At 63.4% G+C, this 16,185-nt stretch carries 20 protein-coding genes and 2 pseudogenes; all 22 read right to left on the bottom strand.

Features of this window, described 5'->3' with window-relative positions; all coding sequences use genetic code 11:
• Positions 1-2: 2 nt before the first annotated feature.
• A complete protein-coding gene (gene rpsH / locus MARPU_RS03755) occupies positions 3-398 on the bottom strand; it encodes a 30S ribosomal protein S8 (protein WP_005224337.1) in 396 nt (131 codons plus the stop codon).
• Positions 399-496: 98 nt separating this feature from the next.
• The gene (gene rpsN / locus MARPU_RS03750) at positions 497-802 is read right to left on the bottom strand and encodes a 30S ribosomal protein S14 (RefSeq protein ID WP_005224336.1); all 306 of its coding nucleotides are present in this window, start codon (positions 800-802) and stop codon (positions 497-499) included.
• Positions 803-812: 10 nt separating this feature from the next.
• Entirely contained in the window at positions 813-1,355 is a 543-nt protein-coding gene (gene rplE, locus MARPU_RS03745; protein WP_005224335.1) for a 50S ribosomal protein L5, read from the bottom strand.
• 14 nt (positions 1,356-1,369) lie between these two features.
• Complete coding sequence (gene rplX, locus MARPU_RS03740; RefSeq protein WP_005224334.1) at positions 1,370-1,687, bottom strand: 50S ribosomal protein L24; 318 nt, start codon at positions 1,685-1,687, stop codon at positions 1,370-1,372.
• Between the two features lie 12 nt (positions 1,688-1,699).
• Positions 1,700-2,068 carry a 50S ribosomal protein L14 gene (gene rplN / locus MARPU_RS03735; RefSeq protein WP_005224333.1) on the bottom strand — a complete coding sequence of 123 codons (369 nt, stop codon included), beginning with the start codon at positions 2,066-2,068 and terminating at the stop codon, positions 1,700-1,702.
• 114 nt (positions 2,069-2,182) lie between these two features.
• Positions 2,183-2,443 carry a 30S ribosomal protein S17 gene (rpsQ, locus tag MARPU_RS03730; protein ID WP_005224332.1) on the bottom strand — a complete coding sequence of 87 codons (261 nt, stop codon included), beginning with the start codon at positions 2,441-2,443 and terminating at the stop codon, positions 2,183-2,185.
• Positions 2,440-2,637 (bottom strand): 50S ribosomal protein L29, encoded by a 198-nt coding sequence (gene rpmC / locus MARPU_RS03725; protein ID WP_005224331.1) that lies wholly within the window; start codon positions 2,635-2,637, stop codon positions 2,440-2,442. Before rpmC ends, rpsQ begins: the two co-directional genes overlap by 4 nt.
• Entirely contained in the window at positions 2,637-3,050 is a 414-nt protein-coding gene (gene rplP, locus MARPU_RS03720) for a 50S ribosomal protein L16 (RefSeq protein WP_005224330.1), read from the bottom strand. Before rplP ends, rpmC begins: the two co-directional genes overlap by 1 nt.
• A gap of 3 nt (positions 3,051-3,053) precedes the next feature.
• Complete coding sequence (gene rpsC / locus MARPU_RS03715) at positions 3,054-3,731, bottom strand: 30S ribosomal protein S3 (protein ID WP_005224329.1); 678 nt, start codon at positions 3,729-3,731, stop codon at positions 3,054-3,056.
• Between the two features lie 19 nt (positions 3,732-3,750).
• Positions 3,751-4,083, bottom strand: coding sequence for a 50S ribosomal protein L22 (rplV, locus tag MARPU_RS03710; protein ID WP_005224328.1), 333 nt, complete (start codon positions 4,081-4,083; stop codon positions 3,751-3,753).
• 13 nt (positions 4,084-4,096) lie between these two features.
• The gene (rpsS, locus tag MARPU_RS03705; protein WP_025275092.1) at positions 4,097-4,375 is read right to left on the bottom strand and encodes a 30S ribosomal protein S19; all 279 of its coding nucleotides are present in this window, start codon (positions 4,373-4,375) and stop codon (positions 4,097-4,099) included.
• 19 nt (positions 4,376-4,394) lie between these two features.
• Positions 4,395-5,222 carry a 50S ribosomal protein L2 gene (rplB, locus tag MARPU_RS03700; protein WP_005224326.1) on the bottom strand — a complete coding sequence of 276 codons (828 nt, stop codon included), beginning with the start codon at positions 5,220-5,222 and terminating at the stop codon, positions 4,395-4,397.
• A gap of 32 nt (positions 5,223-5,254) precedes the next feature.
• Positions 5,255-5,548, bottom strand: a complete 294-nt coding sequence (gene rplW, locus MARPU_RS03695; RefSeq protein ID WP_005224325.1) for a 50S ribosomal protein L23 — start codon at positions 5,546-5,548, stop codon at positions 5,255-5,257.
• Positions 5,545-6,156, bottom strand: coding sequence for a 50S ribosomal protein L4 (gene rplD, locus MARPU_RS03690; protein ID WP_005224324.1), 612 nt, complete (start codon positions 6,154-6,156; stop codon positions 5,545-5,547). Before rplD ends, rplW begins: the two co-directional genes overlap by 4 nt.
• Positions 6,157-6,160: 4 nt before the next feature.
• Positions 6,161-6,811, bottom strand: a complete 651-nt coding sequence (gene rplC / locus MARPU_RS03685) for a 50S ribosomal protein L3 (RefSeq protein ID WP_005224323.1) — start codon at positions 6,809-6,811, stop codon at positions 6,161-6,163.
• 10 nt (positions 6,812-6,821) lie between these two features.
• On the bottom strand, positions 6,822-7,133 hold the full coding sequence (rpsJ, locus tag MARPU_RS03680; RefSeq protein WP_005224322.1) for a 30S ribosomal protein S10: 312 nt from the start codon (positions 7,131-7,133) through the stop codon (positions 6,822-6,824).
• A 4-nt stretch (positions 7,134-7,137) separates the two neighbouring features.
• Complete coding sequence (tuf, locus tag MARPU_RS03675; protein WP_005224655.1) at positions 7,138-8,328, bottom strand: elongation factor Tu; 1,191 nt, start codon at positions 8,326-8,328, stop codon at positions 7,138-7,140.
• Positions 8,329-8,353: 25 nt separating this feature from the next.
• On the bottom strand, positions 8,354-10,447 hold the full coding sequence (gene fusA / locus MARPU_RS03670) for an elongation factor G (protein ID WP_005224644.1): 2,094 nt from the start codon (positions 10,445-10,447) through the stop codon (positions 8,354-8,356).
• 41 nt (positions 10,448-10,488) lie between these two features.
• Entirely contained in the window at positions 10,489-10,959 is a 471-nt protein-coding gene (gene rpsG / locus MARPU_RS03665; protein ID WP_005224645.1) for a 30S ribosomal protein S7, read from the bottom strand.
• 30 nt (positions 10,960-10,989) lie between these two features.
• A complete protein-coding gene (rpsL, locus tag MARPU_RS03660; RefSeq protein WP_005224646.1) occupies positions 10,990-11,364 on the bottom strand; it encodes a 30S ribosomal protein S12 in 375 nt (124 codons plus the stop codon).
• A 284-nt stretch (positions 11,365-11,648) separates the two neighbouring features.
• Positions 11,649-13,802: pseudogene (locus MARPU_RS18205) on the bottom strand (DNA-directed RNA polymerase subunit beta'); the annotation flags it as partial.
• Between the two features lie 258 nt (positions 13,803-14,060).
• A pseudogene (gene rpoC, locus MARPU_RS18200) lies at positions 14,061-16,169 on the bottom strand (DNA-directed RNA polymerase subunit beta'); the annotation flags it as partial.
• Positions 16,170-16,185 lie beyond the last annotated feature (16 nt).

Below are 16,185 nucleotides of genomic sequence, written 5' to 3'. Positions count from 1 at the left end.
CCTTAGGCGACGTAGGCGATGATCTCGCCGCCGTGACCCGCCTTGCGGGCCTCGCGGTCGGTCATCAGACCCTTGGAGGTGGAGACGATCGCAACGCCGAGACCGGCCCAGACCTGGGGCAGCTCGTCCTTGCTGCGATAGATGCGCAGACCGGGGCGCGAGACGCGCTTGAGGTACTCGATCACGGGCTTGCCGCGATAGTACTTGAGCCTGAGAACCAGCTGGGGCTTACCCTCGTTCTCTTCGACCTGCGCGTCGGCGATGTAGCCCTCTTCCTTCAGCAGGTTCGCGATCGCGATCTTCTGCTTGGAGGACGGCATCATGATGGTGAACTTGCCGCGCTGCTGGCCGTTACGGATACGCGTTAGCATATCCGCAATCGGATCCGACATACTCATTGGCTTCTCCTCGGGTCAATCCATCGTTGCCGATGTGATACCCATTGGGGGGACTTGGTTTTCAGGATGCTCGGGCCGGAAGGCCCGAGGGGGGAATTCTACCAGCTTGCCTTGACGACGCCAGGGACATCGCCACGCATCACTGCCTCGCGCAGCTTGTTGCGCGAGAGACCGAACTTGCGATACACGGCATGCGGACGGCCGCTGACACGGCAGCGACGCTGCTGACGCGAGGGGCTGGCGTCGCGCGGAAGCTTCTGCAGCTTCAGCACGGCTTCGTCGATCTGCTCGGGAGTCGCGTTACGGTCGTTGATCACCGCCTTGAGCTCGGCGCGCTTGGCGCTGAACTGGGCCGCGACCTGGGCGCGCTTGCGATCGCGCGCGATCATGCTCTTTTTCGCCATGGTCTCTACCTCAGGTACGGAAGGGGAAGTTGAACGCCTCGAGCAGAGCCCGTCCTTCTTCGTCCGTCCGAGCCGACGTGGTGATGGTGATGTCGAGCCCGCGCAGTGCATCGATCTTGTCGTAATCGATCTCGGGGAACATGATCTGCTCGCGCACGCCCATCGAGTAGTTGCCACGCCCGTCGAACGCCTTGGGGCTGAGCCCACGGAAGTCGCGGATACGCGGGATGGAGACGCTGATCAGGCGGTCGAGGAACTCGTACATGCGCTCGCGACGCAGGGTCACCTTGCAGCCGATCGGCCAACCTTCGCGGATCTTAAAGCCTGCGACCGACTTGCGGGCGTAGGTGACGATCGGCTGCTGGCCGGCGATGGCACGCATGTCGGCGACGGCGTTGTCCATGACCTTCTTGTCGGCCACGGCCTCGCCAACGCCCATGTTCAGCGTGATCTTCTCGATGCGCGGCACCTGCATCACGCTCTTGAAGCTGAAACGCTCCTTGAGCTGACCGACGATGCGCTGTTCGTATTCTGTCTGTAGTCTGGTGGACATCTCGCTTCCTTCGGTCAGACGTCGACGACTTCGCCGTTCGACTTGAACACGCGAACCTTGCGACCGTCTTCCAGGATCTTGAAACCGACGCGGTCTGGCCCGCCCTTCTGCGGGTTGTAGAGCGCCACGTTCGAGACGTGCATCGGCATCGGCTTGTCGACGATACCACCAGGCTCGCCGACCTGCGGGTTCGGCTTCTGGTGCTTGCGCGCGATGTTCACGTTCTCAACGATGATGTGCTCGGCGTCGACGACGCGCAGCACGGTACCACGTTTACCCTTGTCTTTGCCGGTAATGACGGTGACGTCATCACCCTTCTTGATCTTTTGCATGCCGTCGTCTCCTTACAGCACTTCGGGCGCCAGCGAGATGATCTTCATGAAGCGCTCGCCACGCAATTCACGCGTGACGGGGCCGAAGATGCGGGTGCCGATGGGCTGGAGCTGGTTGTTCAGTAGCACGGCGGCATTGCCGTCGAAGCGGATCAGGGAACCGTCGGGACGACGCACGCCCTTGCGGGTGCGAACGACAACGGCGTTGAACACGTCGCCTTTCTTGACCTTGCCGCGCGGGATTGCGTCCTTGACCGTGACCTTGATGACATCGCCGATGCCCGCGTAGCGCCGATGCGATCCGCCAAGCACTTTGATGCATTGCACGCTCCGGGCGCCGCTGTTGTCAGCGACGCTGAGATTGGTCTGCATCTGAATCATGTTGTTTACCTACGCCTATTGCTGATTCCGGGCTAAACCGGCTGCTGAGCGAATCGCGAGACGGACGAGCGACAAAACGAGCGAACGTCCGGGACCTTGTCGAAGCGCGTCGCCTCAGCGCGCCTTTTCGATGACCTCGAGCAGACGCCACGTCTTGGTCTTGGAGAGCGGCCGGCACTGCTCGACACGGACGAGATCACCCTGGTTACAGGTGTTCTCTTCATCGTGGGCATGAATCTTGGTCGAACGACGCATGAACTTGCCATAGAGCGGATGCTTGACGCGACGCTCAATGAGCACGGTCACGGTCTTGTCCATCGCGCTGCTGATGACGCGCCCTTCCTGGATGCGGTTGCTGTTGTTCTCGTCGCTCATGCTTGCTTGCCCGCCATTTCCGCCATCACCGTCTTGATCCGGGCGATATCCCGGCGCACGGCCTTCATCTGCGAGGGTTTGGACAGCTGACCGGTGCCCTGCTGCATGCGCAGGTTGAACTGCTCGCGCAACAGGTCCATCAACCGCGCCTGCAGCTCGTCGAGGCTGCTCTGTCGGAGTTCGTTAGCCTTCATCACAGGATCGTCCGCTTCTCAAAGGTGGTCTGCACGGGCAGCTTGGCAGCGGCGAGCTTGAAGGCCTCACGTGCCAGCTCTTCGCTGACGCCCTCGATCTCGTAGAGCATCCGGCCGGGCTGGATCGGCGCGACCCAGTACTCGACGTTACCCTTACCTTTACCCATTCGAACCTCGAGAGGTTTCTTGGAGATCGGCTTGTCGGGGAAGACGCGAATCCACAGCTTGCCGCCACGCTTGACGCGACGGGTGATGGTACGACGGGCCGCCTCGATCTGACGCGCGGTCACCCGGCCACGGCTCACGGCCTTGAGACCGAACTCGCCGAAGCTGACCTGGTTGCCGCTCTGGGCGAGGCCACGGTTGCGGCCCTTGTGTTGCTTTCGGAACTTGGTGCGTTTCGGTTGCAGCATGACTTAACCCTTTCTTCCGGCGCTCTTGGATGCCGGCTCCTCAGGGACCTGGTCGCCGAACACCTCGCCCTTGAAGATCCACACCTTGACGCCGATCACGCCATAGGTGGTGCGCGCCTCGGCGAAGCCGTAATCGATGTCGGCACGCAGGGTGTGCAGCGGCACGCGACCCTCACGGGCCCACTCGCTACGGGCGATCTCGGCGCCGTTCAAACGGCCCGCGACGTTGACCTTGATGCCCTCGGCACCCAGACGCATGGTGTTCTGCAACGCGCGCTTCATCGCGCGACGGAACATGATGCGACGCTCGAGCTGCTGGGCAATGCCCTCGGCGACGAGCTGGGCGTCGAGTTCGGGCTTGCGGATCTCCTCGATGCTGATGTGCACCGGAATCCCCATCATCTTCGAGACCTGCACGCGCAGCTTGTCGATGTCCTCGCCCTTCTTACCGATCACCACGCCAGGACGCGCGGTGTGGATGGTGATGTGGGCGTTCTTCGCCGGACGATCGATCTGGATGCGGCTCACCGAGGCCTTTGCAAGCTTCTTGCGCAGGAAATCGCGCACCTGCAGGTCGGTGTTGAGCAGGTCGGCATAATCTTTCGAACTTGCATACCACTTGGAAGTCCAGTCCTTGACGATGCCAAGTCGGATGCCGTTCGGATTAACTTTCTGTCCCATACTGGTCCCCTGAAATTCCTTACGCTTCCGACACCGTCAAGCTGATATGGCTGGTACGCTTCATGATGCGGTTGGCGCGGCCCTTGGCACGCGCGCGAATCCGCTTCATGGTCGGACCCTCGTTGACCTGGATCGCAGCGACCTTCAGCTCGTCGATGTCAGCGCCTTCGTTGTGCTCGGCGTTGGCGATCGCGGACTCCAGGACCTTCTTGATGATCTCGGCGCCCTTCTTGTTGCTGAAGGCCAGGGTGTTCAGGGCCTCCTCGACGCGCTGACCGCGGATCAGATCGGCGACCAGCCGGGCCTTCTGGGCAGAGACCCGTGCGTATTTCAATGTTGCTTCGGCTCGCATTGCGGGTCTCCGACTAGCGCTTCTTCGCCTTGCGATCGGCGGCGTGCCCACGGAAGGTGCGCGTCAGCGCAAACTCGCCGAGCTTGTGGCCGATCATGTTTTCATTGACGAGCACCGGCACGTGCTGACGCCCGTTATGGACTGCGATGGTCAGCCCAACCATTTCCGGCAACACCATGGAGCGACGCGACCAGGTCTTGATAGGCCGTTTACTGTTCTGGGCGACCGCCTCTTCCACCTTCTTGATCAGGTGGTGGTCCACAAAGGGTCCTTTTCGAATCGAACGTGGCACTTGCTCAACCTCGCCTTATTTACTTGCGGCCGCGACGACGCACAATCATGCCATCGGTCCGCTTATTCTTGCGCGTTTTATGGCCCTTAGTCGGCACACCCCAGGGGGTGACCGGGTGACGACCACCGGAAGTCCGGCCCTCACCACCGCCGTGCGGATGGTCGACCGGGTTCATGACGACACCACGCACCGTGGGACGCACGCCACGCCAGCGGGTCGCGCCGGCCTTGCCGAGCTTCCGCAGGCTGTTCTCGGAGTTGCCGACCTCGCCGATCACCGCGCGGCAATCAGCATGCACCTTGCGCATCTCACCGGAGCGCAGACGCAGGGTGGCCATCGCGCCTTCACGCGCGACGAGTTGGGCCGATGCACCGGCCGAACGGGCGAGCTGGGCGCCCTTGCCCGGACGCATCTCGATGCAGTGCACCAAGGTACCGACCGGGATGTTGCGCAGCGGCATGCAGTTGCCGACGCTGATCGGAGCGGCCTCACCGGCCTGCACGCGATCGCCTGCGCTCAACCCCTTGGGGGCGATGATGTAGGCACGCTCACCATCGGCGTACTTCAGCAGCGCCAGATGAGCCGTGCGGTTCGGGTCGTACTCGAGCCGCTCGACCACGGCCGGTACGCCTTCCTTGTTACGCTTGAAATCAACAACACGGTAACGCTGCTTGTGACCACCACCCTGGTGGCGCACAGTGATGCGTCCGAAGTTGTTGCGTCCACCGTTCTTCGTCTTTTTCTCGATCAGCGGCGCGTAGGGGGCGCCCTTGTGCAGTTCGGGGGACTGCACCTTCACGACAAAGCGGCGCCCGGCGGACGTCGGTTTGGTCTTTACGATTGCCATCTTGGTCTATCCGTTGCTGTCCGCCGCTGCGCTCACGCGCCGCCGCCGAAATCGATATCCTGACCAGCTTCCAGACGCACATAGGCCTTGCGCCAGTCCTGACGCTTGCCGTGGCGCTGACCGAAACGCTTGGTCTTACCCTTGACGTTGAGGATCTGCACGCTGTCGACCTTGACCTCGAACAGCAGCTCGACGGCCTGGCTCACCTCACGCTTGGTCGCGTCGGTCGTAACCCGGAACACGACCTGGCCGGACTCGGCGATACGGGTCGACTTCTCGGAGACGATCGGCGCGAGCAGCACCTTCATCAGACGCTCTTTGTTCATGCCAGGCGCTCCTCGAGTTTCTTGATCGCCGCCTCGGTCGCGAGCACGTTCTCGAAAGCGATCATGCTCACCGGGTCGACCTCCTGAGCCGCCATCACGTCAACACCGTTGACGTTGCGCGCGGCCAGGAACAGGTTCGGCTCGATGCCGTCGGTGAGGATCAGCACGTCCTTCAGACCCTGGCCCTCGAGCAGTGCGAGCAGCTCCTTGGTCTTGGGTGCCTCGAGCGCGAACTCGGAGACCACCACCAGACGCTCGGTACGCACCAGCTCGGAGAGGATCGAGCGCACGGCACCGCGGTACATCTTGCGGTTGACCTTCTGGCTGTAGTCGCGCGGCTGCGCGGCGAAGGTCACACCACCGGAGCGCCACAGCGGGCTGCGGCTGGTACCGGCACGAGCACGACCGGTGCCCTTCTGACGCCACGGCTTGGCACCGCCGCCAGAGACGGCTGAGCGGTTCTTCTGAGCCTTGGTGCCGGCGCGCGCGCCGGCCAGGTACGCGGTAACCACCTGGTGAATCAGACCGGGCTTGAAGTCGGCCCCGAAAACGGTGTCCGAGACCTGCACGCTGGCACCGCCGTTGTCATTTCGAATGGCGAGTTCCATGGACTTAACCCTTGTTCTTCTGCTTCACGGACGGCAGCACGACCACGCGACCACCCGCCGGACCGGGCACACCGCCACGGACCAGCAGCAGGTTGCGCTCGGCATCGACACGCACCACCTCGAGACCCTGCTGGCAACGATTGGCGGCACCGAGGTGACCGGCCATCTTCTTGCCCTTGAACACACGGCCCGGGGTCTGGTTCTGACCGATGGAACCCGGCGCGCGGTGCGACAGCGAGTTGCCGTGGGTCGCATCCTGACCACGGAAGTGGTGGCGGCGGATGGTGCCGGCGAAGCCGCGACCCTTGGTCACGCCACGCACGTCCACCTTCTGGCCGGCCTCGAACATGGAGACCGAGATCTCCTGACCGACTTCGATGTCGGCACCTTCTTCGCCCTCGAGACGGAACTCGCGCAACACTTCACCGGCCTCGATACCGGCCTTGGCGAAGTGCCCCGCCATCGGCTTGGTCACACGCGAGGCGCGACGCGATCCGAAGGCAACCTGAATGGCGCGGTAGCCATCGGTCTCGGCGGACTTGACTTGGCTCACACGGTTGGGCTGGACCTCGATCACGGTGACCGGGATGCTCTCCCCGTCCTCGTTGAACAGCCGGGTCATGCCAGCCTTACGCCCGATAACTCCGATCGTCATCGTTTCGTCCTCAGCTCAGCTTGATCTGGACGTCGACGCCCGCGGCCAGATCCAATTTCATCAGCGCATCGACCGTCTTGTCGGTCGGATCGACGATGTCCATCAGGCGCTTGTGGGTGCGCAGCTCGTACTGGTCACGCGCGTCCTTGTTGACGTGCGGGGAGACCAGGACCGTGAAGCGCTCCTTCTTGGAAGGCAGCGGAACCGGACCACGAACCTGAGCGCCGGTACGCTTGGCGGTATCGACGATCTCGCGTGCGGACTGATCGATCAGACGATGATCGAACGCCTTCAGTCGAATACGAATTCTTTGGCTGCTCATATCCTTACTCGATGATCTTGGAGACCACGCCGGCGCCGACGGTACGACCACCCTCGCGAACAGCGAAGCGCAGGCCCTCTTCCATCGCGATCGGCGCGATCAGCTGGACGGTCATCTTGACGTTGTCGCCAGGCATGACCATCTCGATGCCCTCGGGCAGCTCGCAGGCACCAGTCACGTCGGTGGTGCGGAAGTAGAACTGCGGACGATAGCCGTTGAAGAAGGGCGTGTGACGACCACCCTCTTCCTTGCTCAGCACGTAGACTTCGGCCTCGAAGTTGGTGTGCGGGGTGATGCTGCCGGGCTTGGCCAGCACCTGACCACGCTCGACGTCCTCACGCTTGGTGCCGCGCAGCAGCACGCCGACGTTGTCACCGGCCTCGCCCTGGTCGAGCAGCTTGCGGAACATCTCCACGCCGGTGCAGGTGGTCTTGGTGGTGTCCTTGATGCCGACGATCTCGACCTCTTCACCGACCTTGATCACGCCACGCTCGACACGACCGGTCACCACGGTGCCGCGACCCGAGATCGAGAACACGTCCTCGATCGGCATCAGGAAGGCGCCGTCGACGGCACGCTCGGGCTCGGGGATGTAGCTGTCGAGCGCCTCGACCAGCTTGTCGATGGACGGACCGCCGATCTCCGAGGTGTCGCCCTCGAGGGCGAGCTTGGCCGAACCGGTCACGATCGGGGTGTCATCACCCGGGAAGTCGTAGCTCGAGAGCAGCTCGCGCACTTCCATCTCGACGAGTTCGAGAAGCTCGGCGTCGTCGACCATGTCGGCCTTGTTCAGGTAGACGATGATGTAGGGCACGCCGACCTGACGGGAGAGCAGGATGTGCTCGCGGGTCTGGGGCATCGGGCCGTCGGCGGCCGACACCACCAGGATCGCGCCGTCCATCTGCGCCGCACCGGTGATCATGTTCTTCACGTAGTCGGCGTGGCCGGGGCAGTCGACGTGCGCGTAGTGACGGGTATCGGACTCGTACTCGACGTGCGCGGTGGCAATGGTAATGCCACGCTCGCGCTCTTCGGGTGCGTTGTCGATCTGGTCGTAGGCACGTGCCTCACCACCGTACTTGCGCGCCTGGTGCGTGGTGATCGCAGCCGTCAGCGTGGTCTTGCCGTGGTCGACGTGGCCGATAGTGCCAACGTTGACGTGCGGCTTGCTACGTTCGAATTTTTCTTTGGACATCCCGCTCTACCCTTAACAATCGTTACTATTTCTTGGAGACCGCTTCGGCAATGCTGGCGGGCACCTCGTTGTACTTGGAGAACTCCATGCTGTAGGTCGCACGACCCTGGGTCGCCGAGCGCAGATCGGTTGCATAACCGAACATCTCGGACAGCGGGACCTCGGCACGGATGACCTTGCCGGAAGGCGCATCCTCCATCCCCTGAATCATGCCGCGACGGCTGTTCAGGTCGCCCATGACGTCGCCCATGTTCTCCTCGGGGGTCACCACCTCGACCTTCATGATCGGCTCGAGCAACACCGGCTTGGCCTTGGCGGCACCTTCCTTGATGGCCATCGAGCCGGCGATCTTGAACGCCATCTCACTCGAGTCGACCTCGTGGTAGGAACCGTCGTAGAGGGTGACCTTGACGTCGACCATGGGGAAGCCGGCGATAATGCCGTTCTGCATGGCCTCCTGGATACCTTTGTCGACCGAAGGGATGTATTCCTTCGGCACCACGCCACCGACGATCTGGTTGACGAACTCGTAACCGGCACCGGCCTCCTGCGGCTCGATGCGGATGTGCACGTGACCGAACTGACCACGACCACCGGACTGACGAGCGAACTTGGTCTCCTGCTCGACGGTCGCGCGGATGGTCTCGCGATAGCTGACCTGGGGCGCGCCGACGTTGGCCTCGACCTTGAACTCGCGACGCATGCGGTCGACGATGATCTCCAGGTGCAGCTCACCCATACCGGAGATGATGGTCTGACCGGACTCCTCGTCGGTGTGGACACGGAAGGAGGGGTCTTCCTGCGCCAGCTTCTGCAGCGCGATACCCATCTTCTCCTGGTCGCTCTTGGTCTTGGGCTCGACCGCGACCGAGATGACCGGCTCGGGGAACTCCATGCGCTCCAGGGTGATGATCTCGTTGAGATCGCACAGAGTGTCACCCGTAGTGACATCCTTCAGACCGACCGCCGCGGCGATGTCGCCGGCACGGACTTCCTTGATCTCCTGACGATCGTTGGCGTGCATCTGCAGGATACGGCCGACGCGCTCTTTCTTGCTCTTGACCGGGTTGAACACGGTGTCACCGGACTTGATGACGCCCGAGTAGACACGGAAGAAGGTCAGGGTACCGACGAAGGGGTCGGTCGCGATCTTGAACGCCAGCGCAGCGAAAGGCGCGTCGTCGTTCGACTCGCGGACCGCCTCGGTCTCGTCCTTGTCGTCGAGGATGCCGCGGATGGCGGGCACGTCGATCGGCGAAGGCATGTAGTCGAGCACGGCGTCGAGCATCGCCTGCACACCCTTGTTCTTGAAGGCCGAGCCGCACATCATCGGCACGATCTCGCTCTTCAGGGTGCGCTCACGCAGCGCGGCCTTGATCTCGTCCTCGCTGAGCGACTCGCCCTCGAGGTACTTATCCATCAGCTCTTCGTTGGCCTCAGCCGCAGCCTCGACCATCTTCTCGCGCCACTCGTCGCAGAGATCGACCAGGTCGGCGGGGATGTCGCGCGCCTCGTACTCCATGCCGCGGCTGGCTTCATCCCAGTAGATCGCCTTCATGCGCACCAGGTCGACCACGCCCTGGAAGTCTTCCTCGGCACCGATCGGGATCTGGATCGGCACCGGGTTGGCGCCGAGACGCTCCTCGACCTGACCGACGACACGCAGGAAGTTGGCACCCATGCGGTCCATCTTGTTGACGAAGGCGATACGCGGCACGCCGTACTTGTCGGCCTGACGCCACACCGTCTCGGACTGGGGCTCGACGCCGCCGACGGCGCAGAACACGGCGCAGGCGCCGTCGAGCACACGCAGCGAACGCTCGACTTCGATGGTGAAGTCGACGTGCCCGGGGGTGTCGATGATGTTGACGCGGTGCTCAGGGCGGTCACGGTCCATGCCGCTCCAGAAGCAGGTGGTTGCCGCGGAGGTGATGGTGATACCACGCTCCTGCTCCTGCTCCATCCAGTCCATGGTGGCGGCACCATCATGCACCTCACCAATCTTGTGAGAGATCCCGGTGTAGAACAGGATGCGCTCTGTGGTGGTGGTCTTCCCGGCATCGATATGCGCCATGATGCCAAGGTTGCGATACCGCTCGATTGGGGTGCTACGTGCCACGACTGAATCCGCCCTGATTGATCAAAAAATGCTTTGCGAAACTACCAGCGGTAGTGCGAGAAGGCCTTGTTGGCCTCGGCCATGCGGTGCGTGTCTTCTTTCTTCTTAACCGCAGAACCACGCGACTCGGCGGCATCCATCAGCTCACCGGCCAGACGCTGCGCCATGGACTTCTCGGAGCGCTTGCGCGCAGCATCGATCAGCCAACGCATTGCCAGCGAGTTGCGACGGGTAGGACGCACCTCGACCGGCACCTGATAGGTTGCACCACCGACACGGCGGGACTTGACCTCAACCGCGGGGCGGACATTCTCCATCGCCTGCTCGAGCAGCTCGACGGGCTCTGCGCCCTTCTTCTCGGCGATCTGGTCGAGCGCGTTGTAAATGATGCGCTCGGCGACGGATTTTTTTCCGTCTTCCATCATCATGTTGATGAACTTGGTCAACAGCTCGCTTCCGTGCTTGGGATCCGGCAGGATCTGGCGACGTGCGGCAACGCGTCTTCTCGGCATGATCTACTCCGACCTAAATTGGATACTGACTCAGCTCTTCGGGCGCTTGGCGCCGTACTTGGAACGACCCTGACGCCGCTTCTCGACACCCGAGGTATCCAGCGTGCCGCGCACGGTGTGGTAACGAACACCCGGCAAGTCCTTGACACGACCACCGCGGATCAGCACCACCGAGTGCTCCTGCAGGTTGTGGCCTTCACCACCGATGTAGGAAGCCACCTCGTAGCCGTTGGTCAGACGCACACGCGCAACCTTACGCAGTGCGGAGTTCGGCTTCTTCGGGGTGGTGGTGTACACGCGAGTGCAGACACCACGACGCTGCGGACAAGCCTCGAGGGCCGGCACATTGCTCTTCGCCACGTTCCGCTTGCGGGGCTTCCGCACGAGTTGGTTGATCGTTGCCATGCAATCAGTCTCCAGGGGCGCCCTCGCGCCAAATTCAGGGAGTCAAACGACGCCTGCACGGCAGCAGGCCGCGTTGCAGCCAGTACGTCCGCACGGATTCGATCGATTGACTCGGGGACCGGGCAGATTTGCCCAGACCAAGGAACCGGACCAAGAAAATAAGGCCAGCTAACCTTTCGGCCAGCTAGCTGAGACAGAGCAGTATAGGGAGTGACCCTAAACGTGTCAACCTCCCTAACTGCCCGATCTTTCTTGGAATGAAACGCCTTTCGGCATGCTGCGGATCAGTCCGCAGCGGAGGTGTTGAGCGCCTTTTTCAATGCCTCTTCCAACTCCTCCGCGTCCATCTCGACCTTGCCGCCGGCGGCCTGCAGGTCGAGTTGACGCTGACGTCGGCGCTCGAGGTGCGACGACAGGCCGGTGCCGGCGGGGATCAGACGACCGACGATGACGTTCTCCTTGAGGCCGGCCAGGTGGTCGACCGAACCACGCACCGCCGCCTCGGTCAACACTCGGGTGGTCTCCTGGAAGGAGGCCGCCGAGATGAACGACTCGGTGGCGAGCGAGGCCTTGGTGATACCCAGCAGCAGCGGCTCGAAGAGCGCCGGCTGCTTGTCCTCGGCCATCATCCGCTTGTTCTCGTCGAGCACGGTGGTGTACTCCACCTGCTCGCCACGCAGCAGACGGGTGTCGCCCGGCGCGGTGATCTCGACCTTGCGCAGCATCTGGCGAACGATCACCTCGATGTGCTTGTCGTTGATCTTCACGCCCTGCAGCCGGTAGACGTCCTGGATCTCCTTGACCAGATATTCGGCCAGTGCGGTCACGCCCTTCAGGCGCAGGATGTCGTGCAGCGCCAGTTCACCGTCGGCGATCACCTCGCCGCGCTCCACGCGCTCGCCCTCGAACACATTGACGTTACGCCACTTCGGGATCAGCTCCTCGACCGCCTCACCGTCGTCGGTGGTGATGATCAGACGCTGCTTGCCCTTGGTGTCCTTACCGAAGCCGATGGTACCGCTGGCCTCGGCGAGCAGTGCCGGCTCCTTCGGCTTGCGCGCCTCGAACAGGTCGGCGACACGCGGCAGACCACCGGTGATGTCACGCGTCTTACTCGACTCCTGCGGGATACGCGCGAGCACGTCGCCGACCCCAACCATGGCGCCATCGTCGACACTGACGATCGCGCCCGAGGGCAGGAAGTAACGCGCCGGCAGGTCGGTACCCGCGATGTTGAGCTCGTTGCCCTGCTCGTCGAGCAGCTTGACCATCGGGCGCAGGTCCTTGCCGGTGGCCGGACGCTGCTTGGGATCGATGACCACGCGCGAGGTCAGGCCGGTGACATCATCGGTCTGGGCCTGCACCGTCACACCCTCGATGAAGTCGGCGAAGGCGAGCTTACCGGCCACCTCGGTGATGACCGGATGGGTGTGCGGATCCCAGGTCGCGACCACATCACCGGGGTTGACCTGCTGACCGTCGGCCACACCCAGGGTGGCGCCATAGGGCACCTTGTAGCGCTCCTTCTCCATGCCGCGCTCATCGACCACGGTCAGTTCGCCGGAGCGCGACACCGCCACCAGGTTGCCCGAGTGGTGCTCGACGGTCTTGATGTTGTGCAGGCGCACCGAGCCGCCGTTCTTGATGTCGATACTGTTGACCGCCGCCGCACGCGAGGCCGCACCACCGATGTGGAAGGTGCGCATGGTGAGCTGGGTACCCGGCTCACCGATCGACTGCGCGGCGATGACGCCGACGGCCTCGCCGATGTTGACCCGATGACCACGTGCGAGATCGCGACCATAGCACTGGGCACAGACGCCGAGACGCGACTCACAGGTGATCGGCGAGCGCACCCGCACCTGGTCGATGCCCTTCTCCTCGAAGCGCTCGACCCAACGCTCGTCGAGCAGGGTGCCCGCGGGGCAGACCAACTCGTCGGTCCCCGGGCGATAGACGTCGACTGCTGCGACACGACCGAGGATGCGCTCGCGCAGCGGCTCGACCACGTCGCCGCCCTCGATGATCGGGGCCATCAGCAGACCCTGATCGGTGCCGCAGTCCTGCTCGAGCACCACCATGTCCTGGGCGACGTCGACTAGACGGCGGGTCAGGTAACCCGAGTTGGCGGTCTTCAGCGCGGTATCGGCCAGACCCTTACGCGCGCCGTGGGTCGAGATGAAGTACTGGATGACGTTCAGACCCTCGCGGAAGTTCGCGGTGATCGGGGTCTCGATGATCGAGCCGTCCGGCTTGGCCATCAGGCCACGCATACCGGCGAGCTGACGGATCTGCGCCGCCGAGCCTCGAGCGCCGGAGTCAGCCATCATGAAGATCGAGTTGAACGAGTCCTGACGACGCTGCTCGGCCAGACGCTGATCGAGTGCGGCCAGGGCGCTCTTGACCCGAGCCCGCACCTCGACCGAGTCCACCTGATCGAGTTCGCCGAAGGCGTCGAGTTCGGCGCGCGCACCGCTGATCAGTGCATCGAACTCGCCGGCGAAGGCCTTGGCATCGAGTTCACCGGACTCGAGACGGGCGCCGAGTTCGGCAGCCGTACCCTGCAGCCGGTCGAACAGCCGGCGCGCGGCCAGGTGCTGCTCGGCGTCGTCGGCCACCAGCTCGTAGACGGCCTGGCGGTACTCGCCGAGGAAGCGCAGCGCCTCATAGGCCGGGCGGGTCTCCGCGACCGAGCCACCGAGCTTGCTCATCATCGACTTGGCGACCCGGTCGTTGGTGTGCGACCAGATGTCGACGACCTTGTTGTAGCGCTCGCCGTTGGTGACCAGACCCGAGGAGTACTGATCCTGGATCTCCTTGACCTCCTTCTCGGCGCCGGCCAGGATCTCCGTCTTCTCCTCCGGCACCTCCATGTCCTCGAGACCGATCGAGGCGCCGGCGCGGGTGGCCATGCGGAAGCCCAGATACATGATCTGGTCGGCGAAGACCACGGTGTCCTTGAGGCCGAGACGACGATAACAGACGTTGATCAGACGCGAGATCTGCTTCTTGCCCATCGGCCGATCGACCAGGTCGAAGGGCAGACCGGTGGGGACGATGGCGAACACCAGGGCGCGCCCCAGAGTGGTCTCCTTGATCGAGGTCTGCTCGCGACGACCGCCGTCCTGATCCTGGATCACTTCGTGGATGCGCACCCGGCAGCGCGCGTGCAGATCGGCCTGCCCGGTCTCGTAGGCGCGACGCGCCTCGTCGATGTCGGCAAACAGGCTGCCCTCGCCCTTAGCGCCGATGCGCTCACGGGTCATGTAGTAGAGCCCGAGCACCACGTCCTGCGAGGGCACGATGATCGGCTCGCCGTTGGCCGGCGAGAGGATGTTGTTCGAGGCCATCATCAGCGCCCGTGCCTCGAGCTGGGCCTCGAGCGAGAGCGGCACGTGCACGGCCATCTGGTCGCCGTCGAAGTCGGCGTTGAAGGCGGTACAGACCAGCGGGTGGAGCTGGATCGCCTTGCCCTCGATCAACACCGGCTCGAAGGCCTGGATGCCGAGACGGTGCAGGGTCGGCGCGCGGTTGAGCATCACCGGATGCTCGCGGATGACCTCCTCGAGGATGTCCCACACCTCGGGGGTGCCGCGCTCGACCATCTTCTTGGCGGCCTTGATGGTGGCGGCCAGCCCGCGCAGCTGCAGCTTGCTGAAGATGAACGGCTTGAACAGCTCCAGGGCCATGCGCTTGGGCAGGCCGCACTGGTGCAGCTTGAGATAGGGGCCGACGACGATGACCGAACGACCGGAGTAGTCGACACGCTTACCGAGCAGGTTCTGACGGAAGCGGCCCTGCTTGCCCTTGATCATGTCGGCGAGCGACTTCAGCGGGCGCTTGTTGGTGCCGGTGATGGCACGACCGCGACGACCGTTGTCGAGCAGCGCGTCGACCGACTCCTGGAGCATGCGCTTCTCGTTGCGCACGATGATGTCGGGCGCGACCAGATCGAGCAGGCGCTTGAGTCGGTTGTTGCGGTTGATGACGCGACGGTAGAGATCGTTGAGGTCCGAGGTCGCGAAGCGGCCACCGTCGAGCGGCACCAGCGGACGCAGCTCCGGCGGCAGCACCGGCAGCACGGTGAGGATCATCCACTCGGCGCGGTTGCCCGACTCGAGCAGCGACTCGAGCAGCTTGAGACGCTTGGAGAGCTTCTTGATCTTGGTCTCGGAGTTGGTGCTCTCGATCTCCTCGCGCATCCGCCGCACTTCGGCGGCCATGTCGATGGTGCGCAGCAGCTCGTAGACCGCCTCGGCGCCCATGCGCGCGTCGAACTCGTCACCATGGGCCTCGAGCGCCTCGAGATACTGCTCGTCGTTGAGCAACTGACCGCGCTCGAGATCCTGCACCAGACCCGGATCGATGACCACGAAGGACTCGAAGTAGAGGATGCGCTCGATGTCGCGCAGCGTCATGTCGAGCAGCAGGCCGATACGCGAGGGCAGCGACTTGAGGAACCAGATGTGCGCCACCGGGCTGGCCAGATCGATGTGGCCCATGCGCTCGCGGCGCACCTTGGCCAGGGTGACCTCGACGCCGCACTTCTCGCACACCACGCCGCGGTGCTTGAGGCGCTTGTACTTGCCGCAGATGCACTCGTAGTCGGTGATCGGGCCGAAGATCTTGGCGCAGAACAGCCCGTCGCGCTCCGGCTTGAAGGTGCGATAGTTGATGGTCTCGGGCTTCTTGACCTCGCCGAAGGACCAGGAACGGATCATCTCGGGGGAGGCAAGTCCGATCTTGATCGCGTCGAATTCGAGTGCCTGGCCCTGTTGCTTGATGATTTTCAGTAGATCTTTCAAGACCTTAATCTCCTGC

This window comes from Marichromatium purpuratum 984 (assembly GCF_000224005.2).
Lineage (GTDB): Bacteria > Pseudomonadota > Gammaproteobacteria > Chromatiales > Chromatiaceae > Marichromatium > Marichromatium purpuratum.
This window is presented reverse-complemented; position numbering and strand designations above follow the sequence as displayed.

Excerpts from the sequence above, each read along its gene's own strand:
- rpsH (WP_005224337.1), bottom strand. The coding sequence starts at position 398 with ATGAGTATGTCGGATCCGATTGCGGATATGCTAACGCGTATCCGTAAC.
- rpsN (WP_005224336.1), bottom strand. The coding sequence starts at position 802 with ATGGCGAAAAAGAGCATGATCGCGCGCGATCGCAAGCGCGCCCAGGTC.
- rplE (WP_005224335.1), bottom strand. The coding sequence starts at position 1,355 with ATGTCCACCAGACTACAGACAGAATACGAACAGCGCATCGTCGGTCAG.
- rplX (WP_005224334.1), bottom strand. The coding sequence starts at position 1,687 with ATGCAAAAGATCAAGAAGGGTGATGACGTCACCGTCATTACCGGCAAA.
- rplN (WP_005224333.1), bottom strand. The coding sequence starts at position 2,068 with ATGATTCAGATGCAGACCAATCTCAGCGTCGCTGACAACAGCGGCGCC.
- rpsQ (WP_005224332.1), bottom strand. The coding sequence starts at position 2,443 with ATGAGCGACGAGAACAACAGCAACCGCATCCAGGAAGGGCGCGTCATC.
- rpmC (WP_005224331.1), bottom strand. The coding sequence starts at position 2,637 with ATGAAGGCTAACGAACTCCGACAGAGCAGCCTCGACGAGCTGCAGGCG.
- rplP (WP_005224330.1), bottom strand. The coding sequence starts at position 3,050 with ATGCTGCAACCGAAACGCACCAAGTTCCGAAAGCAACACAAGGGCCGC.
- rpsC (WP_005224329.1), bottom strand. The coding sequence starts at position 3,731 with ATGGGACAGAAAGTTAATCCGAACGGCATCCGACTTGGCATCGTCAAG.
- rplV (WP_005224328.1), bottom strand. The coding sequence starts at position 4,083 with ATGCGAGCCGAAGCAACATTGAAATACGCACGGGTCTCTGCCCAGAAG.
- rplB (WP_005224326.1), bottom strand. The coding sequence starts at position 5,222 with ATGGCAATCGTAAAGACCAAACCGACGTCCGCCGGGCGCCGCTTTGTC.
- rplW (WP_005224325.1), bottom strand. The coding sequence starts at position 5,548 with ATGAACAAAGAGCGTCTGATGAAGGTGCTGCTCGCGCCGATCGTCTCC.
- rplD (WP_005224324.1), bottom strand. The coding sequence starts at position 6,156 with ATGGAACTCGCCATTCGAAATGACAACGGCGGTGCCAGCGTGCAGGTC.
- rplC (WP_005224323.1), bottom strand. The coding sequence starts at position 6,811 with ATGACGATCGGAGTTATCGGGCGTAAGGCTGGCATGACCCGGCTGTTC.
- rpsJ (WP_005224322.1), bottom strand. The coding sequence starts at position 7,133 with ATGAGCAGCCAAAGAATTCGTATTCGACTGAAGGCGTTCGATCATCGT.
- tuf (WP_005224655.1), bottom strand. The coding sequence starts at position 8,328 with ATGTCCAAAGAAAAATTCGAACGTAGCAAGCCGCACGTCAACGTTGGC.
- rpsG (WP_005224645.1), bottom strand. The coding sequence starts at position 10,959 with ATGCCGAGAAGACGCGTTGCCGCACGTCGCCAGATCCTGCCGGATCCC.
- rpsL (WP_005224646.1), bottom strand. The coding sequence starts at position 11,364 with ATGGCAACGATCAACCAACTCGTGCGGAAGCCCCGCAAGCGGAACGTG.